The sequence below is a fragment of the Nocardia cyriacigeorgica genome, assembly GCF_005863245.1.
In the GTDB taxonomy this organism is placed as follows: Bacteria; Actinomycetota; Actinomycetes; order Mycobacteriales; family Mycobacteriaceae; genus Nocardia; species Nocardia cyriacigeorgica_C.
The window spans coordinates 84081-107889 of record NZ_VBUT01000006.1; the positions used below are offsets into that span (position 1 = coordinate 84081).

General features: G+C 68.6%; 19 protein-coding genes. 10 read left to right on the top strand and 9 right to left on the bottom strand.

Annotation, left to right across the window (positions count from 1 at the left end; all coding sequences use genetic code 11):
• Positions 1 to 62: 62 nt before the first annotated feature.
• Positions 63 to 479 (bottom strand): SgcJ/EcaC family oxidoreductase, encoded by a 417-nt coding sequence (locus tag FEK34_RS16365; RefSeq protein WP_138448683.1) that lies wholly within the window; start codon positions 477 to 479, stop codon positions 63 to 65.
• Between the two features lie 130 nt (positions 480 to 609).
• Here FEK34_RS16365 and FEK34_RS16370 point away from each other — a divergent pair, with 130 nt between their 5' ends.
• From FEK34_RS16370 to FEK34_RS16380, 3 genes are all read left to right on the top strand, one after another.
• The gene (locus FEK34_RS16370) at positions 610 to 1440 is read left to right on the top strand and encodes a helix-turn-helix transcriptional regulator (RefSeq protein ID WP_138448684.1); all 831 of its coding nucleotides are present in this window, start codon (positions 610 to 612) and stop codon (positions 1438 to 1440) included.
• A gap of 129 nt (positions 1441 to 1569) precedes the next feature.
• Complete coding sequence (locus FEK34_RS16375; protein ID WP_138448685.1) at positions 1570 to 1848, top strand: type II toxin-antitoxin system RelE/ParE family toxin; 279 nt, start codon at positions 1570 to 1572, stop codon at positions 1846 to 1848.
• Positions 1849 to 1858: 10 nt separating this feature from the next.
• The gene (locus tag FEK34_RS16380; RefSeq protein WP_138448686.1) at positions 1859 to 2149 is read left to right on the top strand and encodes a HigA family addiction module antitoxin; all 291 of its coding nucleotides are present in this window, start codon (positions 1859 to 1861) and stop codon (positions 2147 to 2149) included.
• Between the two features lie 111 nt (positions 2150 to 2260).
• Here FEK34_RS16380 and FEK34_RS16385 read toward each other — a convergent pair whose 3' ends face one another.
• On the bottom strand, positions 2261 to 2875 hold the full coding sequence (locus FEK34_RS16385; RefSeq protein ID WP_138448687.1) for a dihydrofolate reductase family protein: 615 nt from the start codon (positions 2873 to 2875) through the stop codon (positions 2261 to 2263).
• Between the two features lie 181 nt (positions 2876 to 3056).
• Here FEK34_RS16385 and FEK34_RS16390 point away from each other — a divergent pair, with 181 nt between their 5' ends.
• A complete protein-coding gene (locus FEK34_RS16390; RefSeq protein WP_138448688.1) occupies positions 3057 to 3515 on the top strand; it encodes an excisionase family DNA-binding protein in 459 nt (152 codons plus the stop codon).
• Between the two features lie 81 nt (positions 3516 to 3596).
• Here the strand turns inward: FEK34_RS16390 and FEK34_RS16395 are convergent, their stop codons facing one another.
• Positions 3597 to 4556: an ADP-ribosylglycohydrolase family protein gene (locus FEK34_RS16395; protein WP_249359283.1), complete on the bottom strand. Its 960-nt coding sequence runs from the start codon at positions 4554 to 4556 to the stop codon at positions 3597 to 3599.
• A gap of 281 nt (positions 4557 to 4837) precedes the next feature.
• Between FEK34_RS16395 and FEK34_RS16400 the strand changes: the two genes are divergently transcribed.
• Both FEK34_RS16400 and FEK34_RS16405 read left to right on the top strand, forming a co-directional pair.
• Positions 4838 to 5203, top strand: a complete 366-nt coding sequence (locus FEK34_RS16400) for a hypothetical protein (protein WP_171048249.1) — start codon at positions 4838 to 4840, stop codon at positions 5201 to 5203.
• A 66-nt stretch (positions 5204 to 5269) separates the two neighbouring features.
• Complete coding sequence (locus FEK34_RS16405) at positions 5270 to 5974, top strand: HAD hydrolase-like protein (RefSeq protein WP_212748772.1); 705 nt, start codon at positions 5270 to 5272, stop codon at positions 5972 to 5974.
• Here FEK34_RS16405 and FEK34_RS16410 read toward each other — a convergent pair.
• Positions 5952 to 6758 (bottom strand): XRE family transcriptional regulator, encoded by an 807-nt coding sequence (locus FEK34_RS16410; protein WP_138448689.1) that lies wholly within the window; start codon positions 6756 to 6758, stop codon positions 5952 to 5954. The two genes, FEK34_RS16405 and FEK34_RS16410, sit on opposite strands and share 23 nt — an antisense overlap.
• A gap of 202 nt (positions 6759 to 6960) precedes the next feature.
• On the opposite strand from FEK34_RS16410, the gene FEK34_RS16415 reads away from it, so the two are divergent.
• A complete protein-coding gene (locus FEK34_RS16415) occupies positions 6961 to 7263 on the top strand; it encodes a hypothetical protein (protein ID WP_138448690.1) in 303 nt (100 codons plus the stop codon).
• Positions 7264 to 7415: 152 nt separating this feature from the next.
• Here FEK34_RS16415 and FEK34_RS16420 read toward each other — a convergent pair whose 3' ends face one another.
• From FEK34_RS16420 to FEK34_RS16435, 4 genes are all read right to left on the bottom strand, one after another.
• Positions 7416 to 11810 (bottom strand): SbcC/MukB-like Walker B domain-containing protein, encoded by a 4395-nt coding sequence (locus FEK34_RS16420; protein WP_138448691.1) that lies wholly within the window; start codon positions 11808 to 11810, stop codon positions 7416 to 7418.
• Complete coding sequence (locus FEK34_RS16425) at positions 11811 to 13241, bottom strand: TIGR02678 family protein (protein ID WP_138448692.1); 1431 nt, start codon at positions 13239 to 13241, stop codon at positions 11811 to 11813.
• Positions 13238 to 14827, bottom strand: a complete 1590-nt coding sequence (locus tag FEK34_RS16430; RefSeq protein ID WP_138448693.1) for a TIGR02677 family protein — start codon at positions 14825 to 14827, stop codon at positions 13238 to 13240. The genes FEK34_RS16425 and FEK34_RS16430 overlap by 4 nt, the downstream gene beginning before the upstream one ends.
• 330 nt (positions 14828 to 15157) lie before the next feature.
• Complete coding sequence (locus FEK34_RS16435) at positions 15158 to 16255, bottom strand: XRE family transcriptional regulator (RefSeq protein WP_349292433.1); 1098 nt, start codon at positions 16253 to 16255, stop codon at positions 15158 to 15160.
• Between the two features lie 343 nt (positions 16256 to 16598).
• On the opposite strand from FEK34_RS16435, the gene FEK34_RS16440 reads away from it, so the two are divergent.
• Entirely contained in the window at positions 16599 to 16904 is a 306-nt protein-coding gene (locus FEK34_RS16440) for a hypothetical protein (RefSeq protein WP_138448695.1), read from the top strand.
• Positions 16905 to 17028: 124 nt separating this feature from the next.
• Here the strand turns inward: FEK34_RS16440 and FEK34_RS16445 are convergent, their stop codons facing one another.
• Entirely contained in the window at positions 17029 to 17922 is an 894-nt protein-coding gene (locus tag FEK34_RS16445; protein WP_138448696.1) for a PAC2 family protein, read from the bottom strand.
• Positions 17923 to 18133: 211 nt separating this feature from the next.
• Here FEK34_RS16445 and metH point away from each other — a divergent pair, with 211 nt between their 5' ends.
• Positions 18134 to 21730 carry a methionine synthase gene (metH, locus tag FEK34_RS16450; protein WP_138448697.1) on the top strand — a complete coding sequence of 1199 codons (3597 nt, stop codon included), beginning with the start codon at positions 18134 to 18136 and terminating at the stop codon, positions 21728 to 21730.
• A 433-nt stretch (positions 21731 to 22163) separates the two neighbouring features.
• The gene (locus FEK34_RS16455; protein WP_138448698.1) at positions 22164 to 23786 is read left to right on the top strand and encodes a serine/threonine-protein kinase; all 1623 of its coding nucleotides are present in this window, start codon (positions 22164 to 22166) and stop codon (positions 23784 to 23786) included.
• Positions 23787 to 23809 lie beyond the last annotated feature (23 nt).

The following is a 23809-nucleotide window of genomic DNA, read 5'->3' on the forward strand; positions in this document are numbered from 1 at the left end:
ATCCGTTCGCGAGCGACCATCACAGCGCGCATCCATCGCCCGCGCCGGCAGTCGAGGTCGGTTCACCCGGGTGGGAAGCCGCCGACGCGGGTGTTCTGGAAGCTGCTGAACAGCCACCGCCCCTCGTGACGCACAGCCACCCGAGTCTGGATCGATGTCTCGTCCGGATCGGGTGTCGCCTCCGGTGGCGCGGGCCGCCCGGACCGGGTGATCAGGATCGCCGTATCCGGCGCCGGGAAACGCAGGTTCAGCACCTCGGGTTCGGGCATCCGTGTCCCTTTCATGAACCCGTTCAACCCTTCCTGCATGGTCGCCGCGATCGTCGCGCGGCCCGGGAGGTATTCGCCGATCACCGAGACGAAAACGCCGTCCTCGGTGAACGTGTCGGCGAAGGCGGCGCCGTCCGCGGCCGCCCAGGCCTCGATCTGCGCGTCCAGCAGTGCCCGCAGCTCATTTTCGGTGGTGACGTCGTCGGTCATGAGTTCTTCCTCTCGCTGATGAGCCGGATGGGCTCGGCCTCGACGCTGCCAGGACAGCGACCGGTGCTCAATGACCCGACAGGTCATGGACCGATTGGGTCCGCGAGTGCAGGCTCGCTAATCTGCGGTGGTGCGACAGGGCAACCAGGGTTCTCCGGTCGGAGCGTTGCTGCGGCAGTGGCGGCTCCGGCGACGGTTGAGCCAACTCGAACTCGCCCTGGCCGCCGACAGTTCGGCACGGCACATCTCCTACCTGGAGACCGGTCGCTCGCAGCCGAGCCGGGCAATGGTGTTGAAGCTGTGCGCGGCGCTGGATATGCCGCTGCGGGAGCGGAATACGGTACTGCTGGCCGGTGGGTTCACGCCGGAATACCGGGAGAGTCCGCTCGATGACGCGGAGCTCGCGTCGTCGCGGACCGCCTGGGAGACCATGCTCGCGGCGCACGAACCGTACCCGGCGGTGCTGGTGGACCGGTACTGGAACGTGATCACCGCGAATCGCGGCATGCAACTGTTCGGCTCCGCGATCGCCGACGAGGTGGCCGCCGAGCCGCCCAACGTGTATCGCATCGCCCTGTACCCGGAGGGACCGGAGTCACCCGCCCGGATGGTCAACTACAGGCAGGTCCGGAAGTACCTCCTGGAGCGGCTGATCGGGCAGGTGCGCGCCACCGGAGATCCGGCTCTGCGCGATCTCTACGACGAAGTGTCCCGCTACCCGATGCCCGACGACCCCGACGAGCCGATCGACGAGGTGACCCCGAGCCCGTTCTCGATCCCGGTCCACATCCGCACCGCCGCCGGCGACCTGCGAATGTTCAGCACCACCATGACCTTCGGCGCCCCCTCCGACGTCACCCTCGCCGAACTGGCCGTCGAGCTCTTCTACCCGCTGGACGACTCCACCGCGGCGCTCCTGCACGAGCTGGCCCGAGCCGGCGGGCTTCCTCCAGCCAGGTGACTTCCGCCCGGGCGGGCGATCAGGCCGGCGGCCGCGGTGGCGCGGCCTGCGCGGGCCGCGCCCGCTCGCTGAGCGTGTACCTGATGGTAACGCATGACAATACTAACGCCGTGCGTTAGTATTGTCGGTGTGATCCGCTCCTTCAAGGACAGTGACGCCGAGGCTGTATGGAACCTCCACTACACCAAGCGGATCAACGGGCAACTCGCTAAGAAGGCCCGCGACAAGATGCAGCTGATCGACGCCGCTGACAACATCAACGACCTCCGCGTGCCACCCGGCAACCGGCTCGAAAAGCTGTCCGGTGATCGCCGAGGGCAATACAGCATCCGCGTCAACGACCAGTGGCGCCTCTGCTTCAGGTGGGACGCAGGTGCACACGAGCTGGAACTCGTCGACTACCACTAAGGAGGGTGCCATGACCGACTTCAAGCCCACCCATCCCGGTGAACTCCTACTGACAGAGTTCCTGGAGCCTCTCGGGATCAGCCAGTATGCGCTGGCGAAGGCCACCCAGCTGCCGCTGACCCGCATCAACGCCATCGTGCACGGGCACCGCAGTATCACCGCCGACACCGGGCTGCGCCTGGCCCGCGCGCTGAATCTGTCGGACATGTACTGGATCAATATGCAGGCCCGCTATGACGCAGATATGGCCCGTTTGGAGCTGGGTGACACCCTGGCCGGCATTGTCCCGATGGCAGGCTAGATGGGTTCCTGGTGGTCGGTGCCCCAGCCGACGTAACCCTGGCCCCTCTGTCTTCGTGGCCTCGACCCGGCGCAATGCAACAGCAGTCCTCCTGGTGATCCAGCCGGCGTTTCACCCCCGGTTGTAATGCACGGAAATGGTGCTGGTGTCGGGGAAGGTGGTGGCGCTGGCGAGCTTCCAGCTCGATGCGTAGTTGTCGGGGAGCAGCCGCAGTCCGCCGCCCAGGGTGGTGGGGACGATGGTCAGGTAGAGGTCGTCGACGAGCCCTGCCGCGAGCAGTTGCTGAATGATGCTGGCGCTGTTGAGAACCAGGATGTCGCGGCCCGGCGCATCTTTGAGCGCGCGCACCTCCGTTTCGAGGTCGCGACCGATCCTGGCGTTGGTCCATGCGGCCTTGTCCAGGTCGGACTGCTCCAGCGTCTTGCTGAAAACGACCTTCTCGACGGTGGCCAGCCACTGCCCGAGATCGCGGGTGCGCGCGGAACTGGCCGGGTCCTCGGTCAACCCCGGCCACACCGCGGTGAACCCGTCCCAGTTGGTGCGCCCGAGCAAGGCGGTGTCCACACCCCGCCAGATCCCTTCGTAATAGATCTCGCTCTGCCCGCTCACAATATGGTCCATGCACCAGCTCATATCGTCCTCGGGCCCGGTGCTGCTGTACCCATCCATCGACACGGTGACCTCGGCGGCGACTCGGCGACCGGTGCTCTGGGTGCTGTTCGACATGTGCGGTATCCGTTCTTCGTTCCGGTTCGGGGTTCGCAGGGTAGACGGGGCGCCGCTGCCGAACTCATCGGTGCGGGGGCTTTCACCGTCCCGGCGCACCTCAAGCGGATGAGCCTTCCAAGAGATGGAGAAGCGTTTCGTTTATTTCGTTTATGGCTATAATCGGGATCGGAGGTGACCCATGACCGGAGTCCACACAGCGAAGCGGATCGAGCCCGGTGCGGTTGACGCGGAGATCGCCGCGCGGGCCATGCGCCGCATCCGGGACTACCTCGCCCACCATCCCGACGAGGAAATGATCGCGGTCGGCCGTGAAGTCGGCAGTGACGACGCCCTGGTCGTGCCCCGGGCCGTCGTCGACCTGCTCGCATTCGTACTGGCCGAAGCGGCGAATGGCCGCGGTGTGACGATCGTGCCCTCCGACGCCGAACTGACGACCCAACAGGCCGCGGACATGCTCAACGTGTCGCGGCCGTACCTGGTCGGTCTTCTGGAGGCGGGTGAGGTTCCCTTCCGCCTGGTAGGCACCCATCGACGTGTCAGGTTCGACGACCTTCGCGACTATCAGCGTCGACTCGAAGAGTCCGGTCGCGCGGCTGCCGACGAGCTCTCCGATCTGGGACAGGAACTGGGTATCTGACGTGGCCTGTGTAGTCGTATATGACGCGAACGTGCTGTACCTTGCGTCAGCCCGAAACCGCCGATCGCAGCCACCGATAGCTCAGGAGCCTCCGGACCACCACCGGCGCAGTCGCCTTGATTTCGGGCGGGTCCGCCGGTGCGGGTCGTGCCAGGCGGGCAACGGTTCTCGTGCGGACAGCCAGGGCGTCGGGACTCCGGTCACCGGTCCGGTGCCCGCGCCGGTGTAGGCGGCGACGATCCCACCGGTGATGGCGCCGGTGGTGTCGATATCGCCGTCCGCCGCCAGGCAGGTCGCGATCGCGGCCGGATAGTTGCCGAGATGTGTGGCGGCGGCCCAGATCGCGAGCGGAACCGTATCTTGGGCGGTCACCCGGGAACCTTTTCCTAGCTCGTTAGCGGCCACCTCGACTGGAGCGCCGAGCAGGGTCCGGGCATGGCGGATCCGCCGAGTGGTTTCGCCGTCGTCCAGGTAGGGGAGGATGTCGTCGATGAATTCCGCTGGGACGGGGTGTACTCCGGACATCCGGGCGGTCGCCGCGCGACCGGCTGCCACTGCCACCGCCACCGCCCCGGCCACACCTTCGGGATGCAGATGCGTCACCTCAGCCGATCGAATCGCCTCGGTGACAATCCGTTCCGGATCCCCGGCATAGCACGCACCCAGCGGCGCCACCCGCATGGCCGCACCGTTACCGCACGACCCCTGATGGTCGAACGCGGCGGCCGCGACGTCACGCCAGTACGCGCCGTCGCGGATGCGACGCAACGAGTCGACGGTCATGAATCCATAGTCGCGCCCGCGGTCACACCGCTTCGCGAAGGCGGCGGCCAGCCGATCCTGGCCGATTCCGCCGTTGACACACAGTTCGGCGACCACACTGCACGCCATCTCGGTGTCATCGGTCCAGTTCCACGGCCCACCGGTCAGCCGACCCGTCCGAACGTCCTCGATCGTCCGGCGCAGAATGGGGAATACCGCACCGAGCGCATCTCCTACGGACAGCCCGTCCAGTGAATCGAACATCAAGTCGATATGCATCGATAAGGATCGTAACTGCGTGCTGGCGAAGACTAATTCGGTGCTGTGGTACCGCCACATCGTCTGGGTCTGAAGCTCCGCGGCGCCCATCCCGCACCGAGCGGCCGTCGGTGTCGAGCTTCTCGCACGGATCGGCGTAGCCCGCGTGCTTGCGGACCTCGAAGACACCGCCGACTTTCCGACAGCGATCAAGCGGGTGCTTTTCGTCCTGAAGTCCGCCGCCACTCCATCGACGGTGCTTCGCTACGTTCCGAGACATAGCGCGCCAACCGAGGAGATAGATGAGCACCCCCGTACCGCCGCGGGCCTTGACCGATCTGGAGGTCGGCGTTGTCAGGATGCTGCTGTCGTCCGGGGTGCCGGGCGCGAGTGAGTACCTGACGCAAGTCCCGTGTGCACGGGTGGTCGCCACCTGGGGCGTTGGTTCGCCCAGCGTCGACCTGGCTGTGGAGCCCGGAGCGGCGCCGGCATCCGTGTCGACGGACGGAATAGTCGCCAGCGGTGACGTGAGCGATCAAGACGGCAAGCCGGTCGGGGAAGTCATCCTGTGGGTCGAGGGTGGCTGGTTGAGCGGGATCGAGTACGCCTGGCACACCGACGAGCGACCACACTCGCTGCCCGATCCGAGTCAGATACGGCTCCTATAGGCCATCTCGCATGTATGACAGGTGTTTGCCACATGCGTGCGAGTGCTCGGCACGTACCCTTTGCAGGTGGGAGCGCTGCTAGTCCTGTGGGATGTGGACAACACGATGATCGCTAATGGCGGGGTTTCGAAGGAGACCTACGCCGGAGCGTTCGAGCTGCTGACGGGGCGGCGGGCCGAGTTTCGGCCGCGGACGGGTGGGAGCACCGACCTTCTGATCATGCGGGATCTGGCCGAGCGCCACGGCGCGGTGCTCACGGAGGGGCCCGAGAACATTTTCGGTGCATTGGAAAGATCGTTGCTTGTTCGGCGGGCGACTCTCGCCGCTCGGGGGCGCGCGCTCCCAGGTGTACGGGCGGCGTTGGACGCCCTTGCTCAGATGGATGGGGCGGTCCAGTCGGTACTGACGGGAAACATCCGGCCGAACGCGTTCGTGAAACTCGATACCTTCGACTTGGCCGGCCCGCCGTTGGATTGGGACATCGGTGCGTTCGGCTCTGATGACGAAGTCCGCGCCAATCTGGTCGGCATTGCCCAACGGCGTTCTGCCGAGAAGTATGCGGTGCCGTTTGCGAGGGACAACACTGTACTGATCGGGGATACACCCAACGACGTGCGCGCCGGTGTCGAGGGCGGAGCGAAGGTCGTCGCGGTCGCCACGGGCAGCGATCGCGCTGAGGTTCTTGCCGAAGCCGGAGCCGACATAGTGCTTCCAGACCTCGAAGACACCGCGTCCTTTCTGACCGCGATCAAGCAGGTGCGCGCGTCTTGAAGTTCGCGGCCGAGAACATTTTCCAGAAATGTGAATCTGTTATCGGTGCGGCGCCTTCCCACACTCGCTCGAAGCTGCGCACGTAGGTGTCGAAGAAGTCGCCACCCTGAACGCGTCGGAGGTGTAAGAGCGGAGCGTTGTAGCCATAGGTGCCGTAGACATGCTGATTGACCAACATCTGATCGTCATAGCGAAAGATCGAGTTGTAGAGGCACGTGCGGTGGAGCATGAATTCGACGCCCGGAACTCCCACCAGTGGGCTGTAGTAGGTCAGCGCCATGCGAATACGGGCCGGTATCGCCTCGTAGAGTCTTTCCTCTTCCCCTCGCAGCGCCATCTCGGGTGAATCCGGGTCGCCCAACAGTATTCGTACACGGACGCCGCTATCGGCTTTGCGCCGAATCAGATCGATGGATTCAGGGTTCTGTTCGGGAAGAAAGAGGCTGGCATTCGCGAACAGCCAAAGGTCCGACTCGGTGTTTGCCAAGAGGTCCAGCCACAGATGGCGCGGCGCGTCGGCGCGGTGCGGATAGAGGCCGACGATCTCCAGCTGCGCGGCCTTTTTCGTCCCGAGATCCAGCTCTGGCCACAGAAAACCGACGGCAACTCCCAACACCTCGGCCGCCTTGCGGGCCGTCGTCCGACGCGGCACGACCCCCTTTGTCACCCAGCGATGGACGCTCTTCGGGTCGAGTTCGACCTGCGCGGCCAGTGCCTCATTGGTGAGCCCGGCATCCAGGATGGCGGCGCGCAGACGTTCGTTCGGTGATGATCCCAATGACATCGCAAGCCCCCCTGGGACGTTCAGGACATTGTGTAGCCAGCCTAACGTCACCAAACGTCCCCGGCACATGGTTTCGACGGCATCGGCGCAAGCGAAACATCGAGGTCGTCCCGCTCCTGCTCGGGAACGTCGGCCCATATTCATGCGAGTAGCCGGATGCTCACCGGTAGGAGCGCCCTTCGACGAAAGTAGCTGGAGAACGGTGACTGACGCACCAGCGTTCGGATGGATCGACCACGACGCGAGCACCGCCCCGGACTGGGAGACGGCGCAGGTCCAACGCCTGGCTCGGAAGCTCGGGTATCGGGTGGTCTGGCCGCATCGGTTCTCGGTGCTTCCGGTTGCCGACCAGGTACGCAATGCGCAAGCGGAGGTGGTGATCCTGCCCGCACCAGAGCATCTCAGCCCGCTGGAGCTGAACAGGGTGATGGAGATTGCCGATGTGGAAGTGGTGCTACCGCGCCTGTCGTTCGCGAGGTGGGCGACGATCGGGCCCGTGCGGTGAGTGGCTGGGAGATCGGCGGGTTCGCGGTGGCGGTCGGATTGCCGCTGCTTGTGCTGGCGTTGGCGATCTGGTGGCCGGATGGGGGATGAGGGGTCGAGGTCCGGCCGGAGGGGTGGCCCGGCCGGGGGCTCGCGCGATGGTGGGGCGGTGATTCACCCGACGGGTTCCAGCGGCAACCCGCCGTGGATCGAGTGCGGTAGCCGACGACGGTTGGGGGAGTGGAGGGCGGTGGTGAGGTCGGTGCCGTCGTGTTCGGCGAGGAGGTCGCCGGCGTCCCAGACGAGGAGGGTGGCGCTGACGGTGTTCTCGGCGGTGGAGTGGGCGAGGTCGTAGTGGGCGCAGGCGGGGACGTGGGGGTAGGTGATCCACAGGTCGTAGCCGGTCATGAACAGGTCGAGGTCGAATTGGACGCTGAGGCCGAGTAGTTCGCTGCGGCCGTTGTCGTCGACGCCGGCGAAGGCTTCGTCCAGGGCGAGCAGGCGGGGGGCCTGCGGGTCGGCGGAGTCGAGCATGACGTGGGCGGCGGCGAACAGCGGCAGGTGCAGGGACACCGATTGCTCGCCGCCGGACAGGGCGCTGTGGCGGGCGACGGTGAGGCGGTCCTCGCTGCCGTCGGCGGACATCAGGGTGAACGAGAACACCCGCCAGGTGCGGTAATCGAGGGTGGCGGCGAGGATCTCGGGGTAGGAGCGTTCCGGGTGGGCGGCGCGGGCGGCGCGGATCTCGGCGGCGAAATGCGCGCGGATGGCCGCCAGATCGTCGGCGCTGAGCGCGGAGGTGTCGCGGTCGAGCAGTTTGCACATCGCGCGCGCGGCCTCGGACAGGCCGTCGGCGAGCAGCCAGTGCACGCCGATGGTGTTGCCGGAGGACATGCGGCGCTGCTTCATCTCCGCGCTCATCCGGCTGATGAGTTCGCGGGCGTCGCTGGTGCGTTCGTGGATCTGCTGGGCCAGTCCGGTGAGCAGGGCGTCTTCGAGGATGCGGCGTTCGGCGTCGGTGAGCAGGAGTTCCTGATCGCGGCGGGCGGCATCGACGCGGGTGGCGAATTCGGCGAGCGGGGCGACACCGTGTTCGTCGTGCACGCGCACCACGGTCAAGCCATCGGCGGCATCCCAGTGCACCCGGTAGTCGCGGCCGGAGGCGGCCAGGGCGGCGTCGAATTCCTGGAGGGCGGTGGTCACCGCGCTGCGGGTTGATTTGCGGCCGGCCTCGGTGGCGCGCACGGATTCGGTGGCGGCGCGTAGTTCGGCGAAGAGTTCGGCGACCTCGTCGGGCAGCACCGCGGGCTCCGATTCCGGTCCCGCCGCCGCGATCCGGTACAGCAGCTGATCCGGGGTGGACCACGCGGCGTCGCTGCTCGGCCAGCGGCATTCGGTGTTCGCGCCGAGCAAGGCCAGCAGATCGGGCTGCGCGTAGGGCGCCAGCGCCCGCACATCGGCGAGCACCTCGGTGAGCGCGGTGCCGAGCGCTTCGTGGGCGGTCCGGTAGGCGGCTTCCGCATCGCCGACCGCTTCGATCGCCGCATTGGCGGCCTTACGCGCGGCCTTCTGTTCGGCCCTGGCGGCGTCGATGCGTTCGCGGGCCTGCTCGAGGTCGCGGTCGATATCGGCGGCGCTCGCGCCGAGCGATTCGCGCAGGGTCTCCAGTTTGCGGGACTGTTCCTCGAACCCGGCCTGCGCGGCCTCGGCTTCCTCGGCGAACGCCTCGGCCAGATCGCGCGCCTCACCGTGTCGGTCATTCGCCTCGCGCTCACGTTCCCGGTCCCGGTCGTGCTCGGCGCGCAGCCGCAGCAGCCCGGTGCCGGTGTTCTCGAAATGCCGGATCGCGGCGGCCAGGGCGTCGAGTTCGCGGGCGTCGCGGGGGGTGCGGTGCGCGGCGGCGGCGGTCCGCAGCGCCTTCTCCGCCGTAGCCACCTGCGCTACCGCGTGATCGAGATCGGCCTCGGCCTGGGTGGCGGCCTCGGACTTGGAGCGCAGCATGCCCGCGCATTCGGACACCGCCCGCAACGCGGCGGTGACACCGGTGGGCCGGGGCAAAGCCTTGGCCGCAGCGCTGATTCGGGCCAACCGCGCGCACACCTCGGCCTCCTCGTCCGCGGCGGCGCGCTGGGCGGCGGTGGCCGACTCGATGGCCTGATCGAGTTCGGCGATGCGCGACTCACGCCTGCGGGCGCGCGCGGTGGTGCCGATGAACTCGGCATGCGGTTTGTGGTGGCGGCCGAGCTGGACACCGGTGCGGAAGTGGCCGGAGACCGAGACGAGGACTGGACCGGCGGCGATCGAGCCGGAGCTGTCGTGCCCGGGGGAGCCGAGCTCTGTAGAGGAGCGTGCTCCGACCGGTGAATCGGCGCCGGCGTGCCCGGCGGTGGTGCCGGTTGAACTCACCGTGTGGTCGGGCCCGGCTGCTGGTTCCTCGCCCGGACGCATGGCGTCGGCGCAATCAGCCGGCGCGACACCGGAGGACATCGCAGCGGCCGAATCGACTGCTCTGTCGCCGAGAGCGATGGACGCCAATACGGCGGCGACTTCGGCGCGTGGCACGGTGAGCGCGTCGGAATCGTCCTCGACGACGAGCACATCGGCGAGGGTGCGGCTGGTCGGTCGTGCGTGCTCGGGCAGCGGGATCAGGAACAGCTCGGAGTCGAACTCGGCGGGCCGGTCGGCGTCCGCGCAGACCCAGGCATCCAGCAGACCGGCGGCGGCCAGCGCCGATTCGATACCGGCCGCGTCCTCGGCAGACACGTCGTCGGCGAAGCGGACCAACTGCCACAGCGGCGCGCCCGCCAGCCCGTCGCGCGAGTCGGTGTGGGTCGGCGAGGGCGGCGGGGCGTCGTCGCGCTGGGCGGCCACCCGATCGCGTTCGGCGGTGAGCTCACGGACCTGCTGGGCGGCGGCGGCCGCACGGGACTTGGCTTCCTGGCGGCGGGTGCGCAGCTGGTCGAGCAGCGGTTCGGCATGTTCGGCCAGGATTTCGGGCAGGCCCGCGATCTCGTCGGCGCCGGTCTGGGCGAGCGCGGTCTCGAGGGCGTCGACGATGCCATTGCCGTCGGCGGCATACACCTCGCGATACGCCGACCACCATTCCCGCAGCGCCGCACTCGCTTCGGTGCGGGCCACGGCCACCGCGGCTTCGGCGCGGGCGATCTCGGCCGCCGCCTCATCGCGCGCGGTGCGGGCCCGGTCGGCGAGCCGTTCGGCCCTGGTCCGCTCGGCGGTCGCGGTATCGAGCAGGCCGAGGGCTTGACGCACAGCGCGCACGTCGGCATCACGTTCCTCGGCGTGGCCGCGCACGGCGGCGGTCAGCTGCTCGGCCCGCGATCCGTCCGGCAACGGCGACCACGCGATGCCGGCTTCCTCGGCGGCGGCCCGCAATTCGTCCTCACCCCGGGCCAAGGCCGCGGCGGTGGTGGCGACGGCAGCCGTAGCGCGTTCGGCCTCCTGCGCCCGCTGATCGAGGGTCTGCGCGGCCTTGACCGCCTTGTCGCGGTGCGCGCCCGCGGAAACCTCCAGGCGGCGGACGGCGTCGGCGAGGTCGTCGAGCTGCTGTTTGCCCTCGTAGGCGCTGGACCGTTGCAGGGTTTCGCGATCGGCGATCGCCTGCTCATACGCGCGGTCGGCGTCTTCTGCGCGGGCCTCGGCGGCGGTGCGTTCGGCCTCGCGGCGCTCACGCAACGCCGTCGCCGCGAACAGGGCGGTCGAGGCGTGCGTGACCGCGTCCAGGCGAGTCGCGACCTGATCGACGTCGGTCTTGGCCTGCACCGCAAGATATTTCCGGTAGACGGCCACGAAATCCCTGGTCGCGGTATCGGCGTGGACCAGCCCCGCCAGCGTCCGCCCGACCTCCTCCATATCGCTGAACGAGCGCGCCGCGTCCATGATCAGCTGCTCGTCCAGCGGCCGCAGGCCATCGGTGAGTGCTTGCGACAGCCCGCGCGGATCGAGGTTTTTGGCCAGCTGCGGGCGGCGCAGCGTGAGGATCAGGTTGATGAGCTGGTCGTAGCGCTGCTGCCCGAGCCCGAACATGCGCGCGTCGATCGCGGCCCGGTACTCGACCGGGCGGTCGACGATGGCATCGGACCCGATCTGCTCGGCCAGCTGTTTGCGGGTGAACGGCCGGTCGTCCGGCCCGAGCAGCGAGAAGTCCACGCCCACCCGGCCGTCGGCGACGAAATACCAGCGGGTCACCTTGTCCGAGGGCCGGGTGGCGCGCATGCCGATACCGACGGTGACCACCTCGGGGTCGTCCCAATCACCGCGCGCGAACTCCATCCACACATACGAGTAGGCCGATTCCTGCTTGCGGTAGAGCAGATTCGACTTCATGGTGCGCTCTTCACCGGCGAACGGGTTGAGCCGGCGCGGCTCGATCCGCCCGTCGAGCACGAACGGGAACAGCACCTCGAGCGCCTTGGTCTTACCGGAACCATTGGGCCCGCGCAGCACCAACCGGCCGTCGGCGAAGCAGAACTCCTGATCCCGGTAGTCCCACAGGTTCACGATTCCCGCGCGGGTGGGCACGAACCGCACCCCGCCGTGAATGAGCGGCATCTACTCGGCTCCTTCCGTACCGGCCGTGTCCAGCACGGGTTCGGGGTGACGTCGGTCCTCGGTCGCCGGAAACGTCTCGGCGGCAGTGACGAACAGCTCGGCAGATTTCTTCGCGCGCACTGTCACCACCGCACCTCGGTAGCGCGCCAGAGCGGGCAGCACCAGCACTCCGCCGGGCACGCAGACGATCAGCCGCAACCGTTCGAGCAGCGCGATCACCTCGGCGGTCAGGCCGGGAACATCGGCCTGCCATTGGGCGGCGAAGGTGGCGCCGTACCGGTCGGTGAGCGCGCGGACGGTCTCGTCGATCCACGCGGTATCGACGAAGGGATGTTCCGGTTCCGGCGCTGGTTCGGTGGGTGCCTCGTCGGATTCGGTTGACGCGGTGTCGAATTCACTCAACGGCTCGAACACCGATTCCCGCGGGATTGCCGCGTCGAGATCGGCCGCGAGCGAGGACGCCGGCTCTGTGCCCCCGGTGCGCCGCGCGATCGGATCATCGATATCGAGAACCCGATCGGCGACCTCACCCGCGAGCAGCAACCCGACCTGGGCGAGGGTCCCGGTGCCGGGGAACCGGACGTCCGACAACCGCCCGGACGTATCGATCAAGGCCACACCCTCGGCGCGGCGTTCGGCGCGCAGGCCGGTGAACAGTTCGACCTCGGCGATGAGCCGATCCTGGGTCAGCAGCGCCACTTCGTCGGCCCCGAGGTCGGCGGCGTACACCACCGGCCGCTCGACCAGCACCCGCCGCACATGGCGCGCCGCCTCGGTCTGGCGGGTCGAGGCTGCGCCGGTGCCTGCGGGTTCGCCGAGCAAACCGTGCACGCTGTGCAGGTGCTGCAACGCGCGCGGCGGCCGGAACAGCGCGAACACCACGGCCCGATCGATGTCGTACAGCGCCTCGCCCGCGGCCGGGTCGGAGGCCCAGCCGCTCGCGTCACCGTCGGCCAGGGTCAGCGCACCGCGGGTGGCCAGCCAGCCCACCGCATCGACGAAGGCGTCGCGGTCGGCGCCGCGCTCGGTCGCCAGATCGAGCCCGTCCATCTGGGCGGTGTACACCGCCACCTGATCCGCCAGCTCGGACAGCGTGATCTGATCGCCCGCTCGACCCAGCGCGGCCAGCGCCAGCGCCAGGTACGCGTAGCGACGCCGATCGAACACCCGGTCGGCGGGAGTGCGCGCCGGCCTGCTCGCATCGAGCCGGTCCAGCACCGGGAACACCCGCGCGGTCGTCTCGGTGACCTCGAGCCGGTAGCCGAACAACTCGGCCAGATCCTCGCGCAGCTCAGTTGCCCAGCGACGCACCAGCGGCAGCGCGATGCGATCCGGATAGGTGCGGGTCACCAGGTGATTGGCCAGCACGACGCGGGCAGCGCGTTGATAATTGTCCAGCGCGAGCGCATCGATGCGCCGGCTTGCGGTCATGCCCGATCCCCCTCGCCGCCGGTCGCGACCTTGCGAGCCGAGGCGCGCGTGGTCTGGCGCACCTCGAGCTTGCGATTGTTCAGATGCAGCATCCCGGCAGCCGTGCGCACCACGGTGGAACCGCTGTGCGCGGAGACGGTGAGCGTGACGCCGCTGTCGGACCCGGTGGTCCCGCCGACCCGCCCGCTCACCGGCACCCACGCCGTCGAGGCGGAATCGAGCAGCCGCAGCAGCACCTCGGTCTCGCGTTCGTCGAGCACCCGCTCGTGCACATCGGCGCCGGCCAGCGACCGCGCCGCCGCCGCCCGCTCGCGTTGGGCCGCCAGCTGGGTTTCGCGCAATCGGCGAATACCCGCGTCATTGCGGTGGATCCGGGCCGGCGCACCGGCCGAGGGCGGACGCCCGGTCTCGGCCAGCGTCCGCGAGATCTCCAACGGCGGTGCCTCCCACCAGGACCGGATCGCGGGCACGATATCGGCGTCCGGATGCTCGGTCGCCAGATGCCGCGGGCGGCCGAGCCCGAACACGGCATCGAAGAGCGCGTGAGCACTGTCGGCGGTGGGTGCGGCGGTGAACCAGGCCGCCAGATGGCGCAGCGCGGACTCCCGGCTCACCCCGCCCTTGCGGGTTTCGGTGACCCGCCGCAGCAGCGACAGCACCGCCGCGATCGCGCTCATGGTGGCTTCGCGCAGCCGCTCGGCCTCGGTGCCGGTGTCGTCCTCCGGCGGCACGAACCAGGTGCGCAACCCCTCCCAGCGCGACCGCCAATCGACCTGCCGCCTCGCCGGACTCAACAGCACCCGTTCATCGCAACGGGCCGCGCGTTCGATCAGCTCGTCGAGCCCGGTGGCCTCGACCGCGAGGATCGCCGCGGCCAGACGAGGTGCGAATCGGGCCAGGTCGAGGCCGAATTCGCGCATATGCGCGAGCAGGGCGTCCTTGTGAGCGAGGAACGCCTCGGGCGTGATCTCGGTGGTGCGGACCAGATCACCGAGCGACAGATAGAACTGCGCCGCGTGCCCGGCCATATCGGTCAGCGCGATATCGAGCCTGCGCAGCGTGCGGTAGACGCGTTCGGCGTCGGCACCGCGATTGGCCTCGGCCAGCGCTTCGAGATCGGCCAGCAGCTCCGGCAACACCAGCCGCGGCAGCGCCACATCGTCCAAACGCGCTTCCAGCACGCCCGCCACCGCCCGATAGGCCTGGAACCCGGCCTGGGCGAACTGGTAGACGAAATGCCGGTTGCGGTACTCGGCGAGGGTCGCCGCCCGCGAACCGTCGTAGCTGCGTTCGAGCACGCCCCACCGGTGCAGCTGGTCGAGCAGCGGGCCGATCTCGGCGGCCGTCAGCCTGGTCAGCTCACTGGAGGCCTCGGAGCCCGCGGCCGGCTTCTCGGCGGCGTCGATCCAGGCGGCGACGTCGTCGGCGTGCAGTAACACCACATACGCCGCGCGCGCCCGATCGAAGGCATCGAGGACCCGCAGGTAGTCGGCGCGCTTCTCGGCGGTGGCGAAGGAGAACAGCCGAAGACGCTCGTCCCGGTACACGGGTTCGGTGCTCGGAGAGCCGTCGACGGAATCGGTCACCGGGAACAGGGTAATAGCGGGGCGATCGCTACCGGCGCGAAGAACCCCCGTTCGGCGTGGCCGCGTCCGGTAGGCCGATGTTCGCTCCAGGTACACGCGGGTCGGAGCGAGGCTCGTCGGGTGCGGGGGAGGGGGCGCGCCGGGTGCGGCGAGCGTGCGCCGGGGAATGAGGAAAGCTGGTCGGGTGCGAGGGAGGGCCGAGCCGGGTGCGGGCGAGAGCGGGTGCCGCGGCATCAGGGGGCTCGTCGGATGCGAGCGAGACTCGCACCGAGGGCGCGCGGGAGGGCTCGTCGGGTGCGGGTGATTGTGCGCGCTGGGCGAGAGGCCGGCTCAGTCGGGTGCCAGCGCGCGCAGCTGATCCAGGTAGGCGCGGGTACGTGGGTCGCCGGGGAAGCGCTCGATGATCTCGCGAGCCACCTCGCCGGCGATCCACATCAGCGACGGCAGCGACCGGCGTTTGCCGGAGAACGCCTGCATGCCCTCGTCCAACGCGAGCTCCAGATCGCGCCGGCGCACCGCCACCACCGCGAGGGTCAGGTGGGCTTCGGATACCCGCATCGGATTGCGTAGCGAACCGTCGGCGCGGGTGGCGTCGGCGATCACCTGCCTCGCGTAGGTCTCGGCCAATTTGTCGTCGCCGGCGACCCGGCAGCAATCCATCGCGTAGAAATCGAATTTCTGCGGATCGACCACGAAATGATTGTCGATATCGGTGGGGTGACCGAGCCGGTCCAGAATGGCGCGTCCGGCCGACAACGCCTTGTCCACCTCACGGCGATCGCCGATACGCGCCCACGCCTTGGCGCGCTGCGCGGCCAGCTGCACCCCGACACCCAACGAATCACAGTCGGCCGCAGTGGGATCCGCGGCGTCGATCGCGCCCCGATAATTGCCCTGCGTCAACGCGAACCAGGCCGCCATTTCCGCACTCCAGCCGACGATTTCGGCGTTCTCGGCCTCATGGCCCAGCGAGCGGGCGGCCCGCCGGGTGGCCTCGGCGGTGGTGCGGCGGCCGAGATCGTAATCGACACATCCCACCAGCAACGCCACCCAGCCCGCCAATTCGAGCACCTCACGATGCTGGGACAGGGTGAGCCTGCCATCGAGCAGCGAGGTGATCCGGCGCAACCAGTTGGTGCCCTCGAGGTGCAACTCGTGCGGATCCGTATAGGGGTATTCACAACACAGTCGTTCGGCGGTGATCCGGATGGCCTCGAGGGTGGCGGGGGAGACGTCCGACATGCGCAGCCGGCCGATGAATTCCAGTGTGTCCATACCGGTTGCGGCCAGCAGCTCGTCGTCGCGGTTGGGTCGCGACTTCGGAAAGAACGCCGCGGTGACGGTATCGAACGCGGCCGCGATGATCGGCGCGTAGAACTCGTCCGGCCGCGACTCACCCGATTCCCACCGGCGCCAGTTCCGCAGCAAGGTACTGTCTGTCGGCAGGTTGTGGGATGACTTGGCGCGCATGGCGCGGACGGCGTCTGCTTGTGACCACCCCCTCGCGTCGCGCTCCGAACGCATCCGAACAGCCCAGACGGGTCGATCGTCAGTAGCGGCCACGTCTGTAGTATCGCACCAGTTAACTTTCGGTGCACCGGATAGGGCACCTAGATGTCAGTGGGTTGACATCTGCTTTCGCCGCAGTAGTTCGGACATGATCGAGATGGGCCGATGTTGGTCCGGCCCAGCGCAACACCCCCGCATCCGCGGGGAGATCCCGGAGGCGCACTGCTCCCCGCCACGGCGGGGAAAGACCCAGGAGGTACGGGTGGAAGCGTTGATCTATGGATATTTGCGTGACGACTTGGCCGATGGCCATGGCGACGAGCTGGAAGCCGCGCTACGGGCGCGGGCTCGGGCCGAAGGCCTCTGCTTCGCCGCGACTTTCCATGAATCGACACCGGGTGACGGCACCGCGTTCGCCGAGCTCACCCAGGAACTGAAGCGAGCCGACGCCCACCACGTGGTGGTGCCATCGCTCGATCACCTTGCCGGCCAGACCATTCCGCGGGACATGCTGCTCGCGAAGCTGGCCAGCGATGCGGAGGCCACGGTCTGGACCCTGCAGACCTGAGCTCGCCGGGCGCACCGCCGCCCGAAATCGGTTGCCGCGGTGCTGAGCCCGTCTCCCGCAATGCGTACGCGTTCATCGCGGTGCTGCGCCCGGCGTGTCGAGGCCCGTGCCCGCCGCGTCGCGATCAGCGACCGAAGCCGCCGGGCCCGCGTCGGCGCAGATACTTCTCGAACTCCGCGGCGATGGCATCGCCGTCGATCTTGGCCATGGTCTCGTTGAGATCGCTCGCGGCGTCACCGCGCTCCTCGAGTGAGCGTACGTACTCGCTGATCTCCTCGTCGTTGACCGTCATCTCGTTGACCGTCGACTCCCACTCCTCGGCCTGCGCGGGCAGCTCCCGCAGCGGCACCTCGATATCGAGGACGTCCTCGACCCGGTGCAGCAACGCGATGGTGGCCTTGGGGTTGGGTGGTTGCGAGACGTAGTGCGGCACCGCCGCCCAGAACGACACCGCGGGCACTCCCGCCTTCACGCACTGATCCTGGAGGACGCCGGTGATCCCGGTGGGACCTTCGTAGCGGGTCTGCTCCAGGTTGAAGCGCTCGGCCGCCTCCTTGCTGTAGGCGGATCCGGTCACCGGCACCGGCCGGGTGTGCGGGGTGTCGGCCAGCAGCGCGCCGAGGATCACCACCGTCTCCACCTCGAGCTGATCGATGAGTTCGAGCAGGTCCGCGCAGAAGCGGCGCCAGCGCATATTGGGTTCGATCCCGCGTAGCAACACCACGTCGCGGTCGCTGCCCGGCGGCGAGCACACCGTCAGCACCGTGGCCGGCCACACGATCTCCCTGGTCACGCCGTCGACCTGACGCACCATCGGCCGATTGACCTGGTAGTCGTAATAGTCCTCGGAATCGAGTTCGGCCAGCGGTCTGGCATCCCAGATCAGTTCGAGGTGTTCCACCGCACCGCTGGCGGCGTCGCCGGCGTCGTTCCAGCCCTCGAAGGCGGCGACGAGTACCGGATTCCGCAACGGCGGCAGTTCCGGGCCGGGCGAGGCCGGAGATTCACTCGAGTTCACCCGAGCCAGCCTACGACCAGAGCCGATGCGCCGTGTCCGCGACGCGGTATTCAAGAGGTCGCGTGTCGGGCGCGGCTGCCGACGATGCGCTGCCGGCTGGTCCGGCAACTCGCGGGCAGCTGAGCGCGTACCATCCGGTCCGCTGTGTCCGGGCACACCTGGTTGGGGCATGGCGCGCGGAACGCTGTACGCAGGCTCTACCCTGGAGGGCATGTCTGCGTCCAGCTCCACCGCGTTCGATACCACGCTTCTCGACACGCTCGCTCGTCGTGTCGTCATCGGCGACGGCGCGATGGGCACGATGTTGCAGGCCGCGGATCTGACTCTGGATGATTTCCGTGGCCTCGAAGGTTGCAACGAGATCCTCAACGACACCCGCCCGGATGTGCTGCGCGGAATCCATCGCGCCTACTTCGAGGCCGGGGCCGACGCCGTCGAGACCAACACCTTCGGCTGCAACCTTCCCAACCTGGCCGATTACGACATCGCCGACCGGATCCGGGAATTGTCGGAGAAGGGCACCCGGCTCGCGCGTGAGGTGGCCGACGAGATGGGTCCGGGTGCGGATGGCTCGGCGCGGTTCGTGCTGGGGTCGATGGGTCCGGGCACGAAGCTGCCGACGCTGGGTCACGCGCCGTACGCCGCGCTGCGCGATGCCTACTCCGAGGCGGCGCTGGGCATGCTCGACGGCGGCGCCGACGCCATTCTGATCGAGACCTGCCAGGACTTGCTACAGGTCAAGGCCGCGGTCACCGGCAGCAGGCGGGCGATGGAGCGCGCGGGCCGCCGGATTCCGATCATCACTCACGTCACCGTGGAGACCACCGGCACCATGCTGGTCGGCTCGGAGATCGGCGCCGCGTTGACGGCGCTCGAGCCGCTGGGTATCGACATGATCGGGTTGAACTGCGCGACCGGCCCGGACGAGATGAGTGAGCATCTGCGCCATCTGTCGCGCCATGCCCGCATCCCGGTGTCGGTGATGCCGAACGCGGGCCTGCCGGTGCTCGGCGCCAACGGTGCGGAGTACCCGCTCACCCCGGAAGAGCTTGCGGTCGCGCTGTCGGGCTTCGTCTCGGAGTTCGGTTTGGCGATGGTTGGTGGCTGCTGCGGCACGACGCCCGAGCACATCCGGCAGGTCACCGAGGCGGTGCGCGAGATCGAGCCGAGCCTGCCGCCGATCGATCAGCGCCGCGATCCGGTGCACGAGCCCGCGGTGTCGAGCATGTACACCGCGGTGCCGTTCGCGCAGGACGCGAGCGTCATGATGATCGGTGAGCGCACCAATGCCAACGGCTCCAAGGCTTTCCGTGAGGCGATGCTGGCCGGTGATTGGCAGAAGTGCCTGGACATCGCCAAGGACCAGACCCGCGACGGCGCGCACATGCTGGATCTGTGCATCGACTACGTCGGACGTGACGGCACCGCCGATATGAGCGAGCTGGCGAGCCGGTTGGCGACGTCGTCGACCTTGCCGATCATGCTCGACTCCACCGAGCCGCCGGTGCTGCAAGCAGGCCTCGAGCATCTGGGCGGGCGCTGCGCGGTGAACTCGGTGAACTACGAGGACGGCGACGGCCCGGATTCGCGGTATCAGCAGATCATGCGGCTGGTCGCCGAGCACGGTGCGGCCGTGGTCGCGCTGACCATCGACGAGGAGGGTCAGGCCCGCACGGCGGAGAAGAAGGTGGAGATCGCCGAACGCCTGATCGCCGATATCACCGGCACCTGGGGGTTGGACGAGTCCGACATCATCATCGACACCCTGACCTTCACCCTCGGCACCGGCCAGGAGGAATCGCGGCGCGACGGCCTGGAAACCATCGAGGCGATCCGTGAGCTCAAGCGCCGTCATCCGCGCGTGCAGACCACGCTGGGCCTGTCCAATATCTCCTTCGGCCTGAACCCGGCCGCGCGGCAGGTGCTGAACTCGGTGTTCATGCACGAATGCGTGCAGGCCGGGCTGGACAGCGCGATCGTGCACGCCTCGAAGATCCTGCCCATCGCCCGCATCCCCGAAGAGCAGCGCGAGACCGCGCTGGACCTGATCTACGATCGCCGCGGCGAGGACTACGACCCGCTGCAGAAGCTGATGCAGCTGTTCGAGGGTGTGTCGGCGTCGTCGTCGAAGGCCTCCCGCGCCGAGGAGCTGGCGGCGTTGCCGCTGTTCGAGCGGCTGGAGCGGCGCATCGTCGACGGTGAGAAGGCCGGCATGGAAGCCGACCTGGACGAGGCGATGGCGCAGGTGCCGCCGCTGCAGATCATCAACGAAACCCTGCTCGCGGGCATGAAGACCGTCGGTGAGCTGTTCGGCTCCGGGCAGATGCAGCTGCCGTTCGTGCTGCAATCGGCCGAGGTGATGAAGGCCGCGGTGGCCTACCTGGAACCGCATATGGAAGCCACCGACGATTCCGGTAAGGGCCGGATCGTGCTGGCCACCGTCAAGGGCGACGTGCACGACATCGGCAAGAACCTGGTCGACATCATCTTGTCCAACAACGGCTACGAAGTGGTCAATCTCGGTATCAAACAACCGATTTCGACCATCCTCGACGCCGCGGTGGACAAGAAGGCCGACGTCATCGGCATGTCCGGGCTGCTGGTGAAGTCCACCGTGGTGATGAAGGAGAACCTCGAGGAGCTCAACGCCAAGGGCATGGCCGAGCAGTTCCCGGTGCTGCTCGGCGGTGCCGCGCTGACCCGCTCCTACGTGGAGAACGACCTCACCGAGGTCTACGAAGGCGATGTGCACTACGCCCGCGACGCCTTCGAAGGTCTGCGGCTGATGGACGACATCATGGCCCGCAAGCGCGGCGGCGGCCCCGACCCCGACAGCCCCGAAGCGATCGCCGAACGCGAGCGCGCCGCCGAACGCAAGGCCCGCCACGAACGCTCCAAGCGCATCGCCGCCGAACGCAAGGCCGCCGAAGCGCCGGTCGTGGTCCCGGAACGCTCGGATGTGGCCGCGGACCTGCCGGTGCCGGTGCCGCCGTTCTGGGGCACCCGCGTGGTCAAAGGCCTGGCGCTGCACGAATATTCGGGGCTGCTCGATGAACGTGCGCTGTTCCTGGGCCAGTGGGGGTTGCGCGGGCAGCGCGGTGGTGAGGGCCCCAGCTACGAGGAGCTGGTCGAGTCCGAGGGTCGCCCGCGGCTGCGCGCCTGGCTGGACCGGCTGTCCACCGAGGGCGTGCTCCAGCACGCGGCCGTCGTCTACGGCTACTTCCCGGCGGTGTCCGAAGGCGATGACGTCATCGTGCTCACCGAACCCGACCCCGGGGCGCCGCAGCGGTATCGGTTCACCTTCCCGCGCCAGCAGCGCGACCGGTTCCTGTGCATCGCCGACTTCATCCGCTCCCGCGAACGTGCCGTCGAGACCGGCCAGGTGGATGTGCTGCCCTTCCAGCTGGTCACCATGGGTCAGCCCATCGCCGACTTCGCCAACGAACTGTTCGCCGCCGACAACTACCGCGACTACCTCGAGGTGCACGGCATCGGCGTCCAGCTCACCGAGGCGCTCGCCGAATACTGGCACCGCCGCGTTCGCGAAGAACTGGTGCTCGACGGCCATTCGGTCGCCGAATCCGACCCCGACGACGTTCAGGACTACTTCAAGCTCGGCTACCGCGGCGCGCGCTACTCCTTCGGCTACGGCGCCTGCCCCGACCTCGAGGACCGCGCCAAGCTCGTCGACCTGCTCGACGCCGAACGTATCGGCGTCACGCTGTCGGAAGAACTCCAGCTGCATCCCGAACAGTCCACCGACGCGTTCGTGCTGCTGCACCCGGAGGCGAAGTACTTCAACGCCTGACCGAGGGCACCCCGAACCGGCTCGGGGTGCCCTCGGCGGCGCGATTGCGACAGGCTGTGACGGTTCTCACGAATAGCCCGGCGCCGGTGGGGTACAGGTGATCGGCCAGGTTGCCACACGACGCTGACCTGGGTGTTTCCGGTTCGGCCTGACCGGATTCGGGCTCACCGGACGCCCGGTTCGGCGTGAGAACGCCACGACACCCCCGCGCCGCACCGCACGCGGCGGTGAAACCAGCAACGCTGCTGGAACCTGTCGGACGCTTATGCCATTGTCGGTGGGTGGCAACTGCATCCGGGGCAGTCGGCGGATGCGAGTTCATCCTGCAGATCACCGGTGCAAACGACTTCGGCGCGTAGGGATTCCAGGCCAGTCCTGGACCGGGCGCGGAGTGCTGGAGGACTCGGCGGGAAAGCAGGAGGGGCACAACCTCATGACGGCGGATCGGTTGATCGCTGGACGGTATCGGCTCACGGATCCGATCGGCACGGGCGCGATGGGCGTGGTGTGGCGCGCCACCGACGTCCGGTTGCGGCGCACGGTGGCCGTCAAGCAGGTGCTGCTCGGTCCCGGCCTCACCCGCGAGGCCGCGCTCGAGGCGAAGCTGCGCGCCAAGCGTGAGGGCCGGATCGCGGCACGGCTGCACCATCCGAACGCGATCACCGTCTTCGACGTCGTCGAGGAAGACGAACAGCCCTGGCTGGTCATGGAGTACATGGACGCGCCGAGCCTGGCGGCCAAACTCGCCGGTGGACGCACCCTGCCCGCCATGGAGGTCGCCAAGATCGGCGCCCAAGCCGCCGCGGCCCTGGCCGCCGCCCATGATGCCGGCATCGTGCACCGTGACGTGAAACCCGCCAACCTGCTGGTGGCCGACGACGGCACGGTGAAGATCACCGACTTCGGCATCTCCCGCGCCGTCGGCGACGTCACCGTCACCGCGACCGGCTTCCTCGCCGGAACCCCCGCCTACCTCGCGCCCGAGGTCGCGCGCGGGGAGAACCCCGAACCCGCCTCCGACGTGTTCGCGCTCGGCTCGACGCTGTACGCGGCGGTCGAGGGCGCACCGCCCTTCGGCGAGGGCGACAATCCGCTCGCGGTCCTGCACGCGGTGGCGCGCGCCCAGGTGCGGCCGCCGGAGAAGGCCGGCGATCTCGGGCCGGTGCTGATGCGGCTGCTGGCCGCCACCGTCGCCGAACGCCCGACCATGAAGGAAGCCCGGCGCGCGCTGGAAGACGTTGCGGCGGGCCGCAGCCCACGGGTGGCCGTTCCGGCCGCGACGAAGGTGCTCCCGCATCCGTCGGCGGCGGGGGCCGACAACGCGTCCGCGGCCACCCAGGCGGTGCCGCGTCCGTCTCCCGGACCGGCGCCGAGACCCGCGCCCAGCCGGCCGGGCATGGCCGCCGCGCCCGGCACGCTCCCCGCTGCGCCCGGCACAGTCTCGGGCGGGCCGGGGCCGTCCCGGTCGGGTTCGGGTCGTGGCCGGGTGATCGCGCTGGTGGCGGCCGCGTCCGCGGGGGTCCTCGTGCTGGTGGCGCTGATCGCCGCCGCGGTCAACGGCGGGGGAGAGCCATCGGCGGGTGGGTCCGGATCGCCGGCGGTGACCGCGGCGCAGCCCACGGTCGACGCCGTCGCCCCGGAGGATTCCGGCGAATCCTCCGGCGACGACGTCACCACCACGCCGTCGACCACCACGACCTCGGCCACCCCCAGCTCGACCACGTCGACCCCCACCACGACCCCGGCCGGCCCGCCGACCCCGGAACGGGTGGTGCAATTCGTCAGCGGCTACTACGGCATGCTGCCCGGCAACGCCGCCGCCGCCTGGTCCCAGCTCTCGCCCGCCTACCAGGCCCAGACCGGTTACAGCGACTACCTGAACTTCTGGTCCGGCATCAGCGCCGTCACCGTGCACAGCGTCACACCCAACGGGGACACCGGGGCGACGGTATCGCTGACCTATACCCTGAAGGACGGTTCGACCTCCACCGAGAGCCGGTGGATCCAGGTCGCCTCCGACAACGGGCGGTTGCTGATCGCCAATTCGGGACTGTAGGGGGAACACGCAGAGGAGAGGAT

Coding starts and splice junctions, on each gene's coding strand:
- FEK34_RS16380 (WP_138448686.1), top strand. CDS start 1,859: ATGACCGACTTCAAGCCCACCCATCCCGGTGAACTCCTACTGACAGAG.
- metH (WP_138448697.1), top strand. CDS start 18,134: ATGTCTGCGTCCAGCTCCACCGCGTTCGATACCACGCTTCTCGACACG.
- FEK34_RS16390 (WP_138448688.1), top strand. CDS start 3,057: ATGACCGGAGTCCACACAGCGAAGCGGATCGAGCCCGGTGCGGTTGAC.
- FEK34_RS16455 (WP_138448698.1), top strand. CDS start 22,164: ATGACGGCGGATCGGTTGATCGCTGGACGGTATCGGCTCACGGATCCG.
- FEK34_RS16395 (WP_249359283.1), bottom strand. CDS start 4,556: ATGCATATCGACTTGATGTTCGATTCACTGGACGGGCTGTCCGTAGGA.
- FEK34_RS16365 (WP_138448683.1), bottom strand. CDS start 479: ATGACCGACGACGTCACCACCGAAAATGAGCTGCGGGCACTGCTGGAC.
- FEK34_RS16400 (WP_171048249.1), top strand. CDS start 4,838: ATGAGCACCCCCGTACCGCCGCGGGCCTTGACCGATCTGGAGGTCGGC.
- FEK34_RS16420 (WP_138448691.1), bottom strand. CDS start 11,810: ATGCCGCTCATTCACGGCGGGGTGCGGTTCGTGCCCACCCGCGCGGGA.
- FEK34_RS16425 (WP_138448692.1), bottom strand. CDS start 13,241: ATGACCGCAAGCCGGCGCATCGATGCGCTCGCGCTGGACAATTATCAA.
- FEK34_RS16410 (WP_138448689.1), bottom strand. CDS start 6,758: ATGTCATTGGGATCATCACCGAACGAACGTCTGCGCGCCGCCATCCTG.
- FEK34_RS16385 (WP_138448687.1), bottom strand. CDS start 2,875: ATGTCGAACAGCACCCAGAGCACCGGTCGCCGAGTCGCCGCCGAGGTC.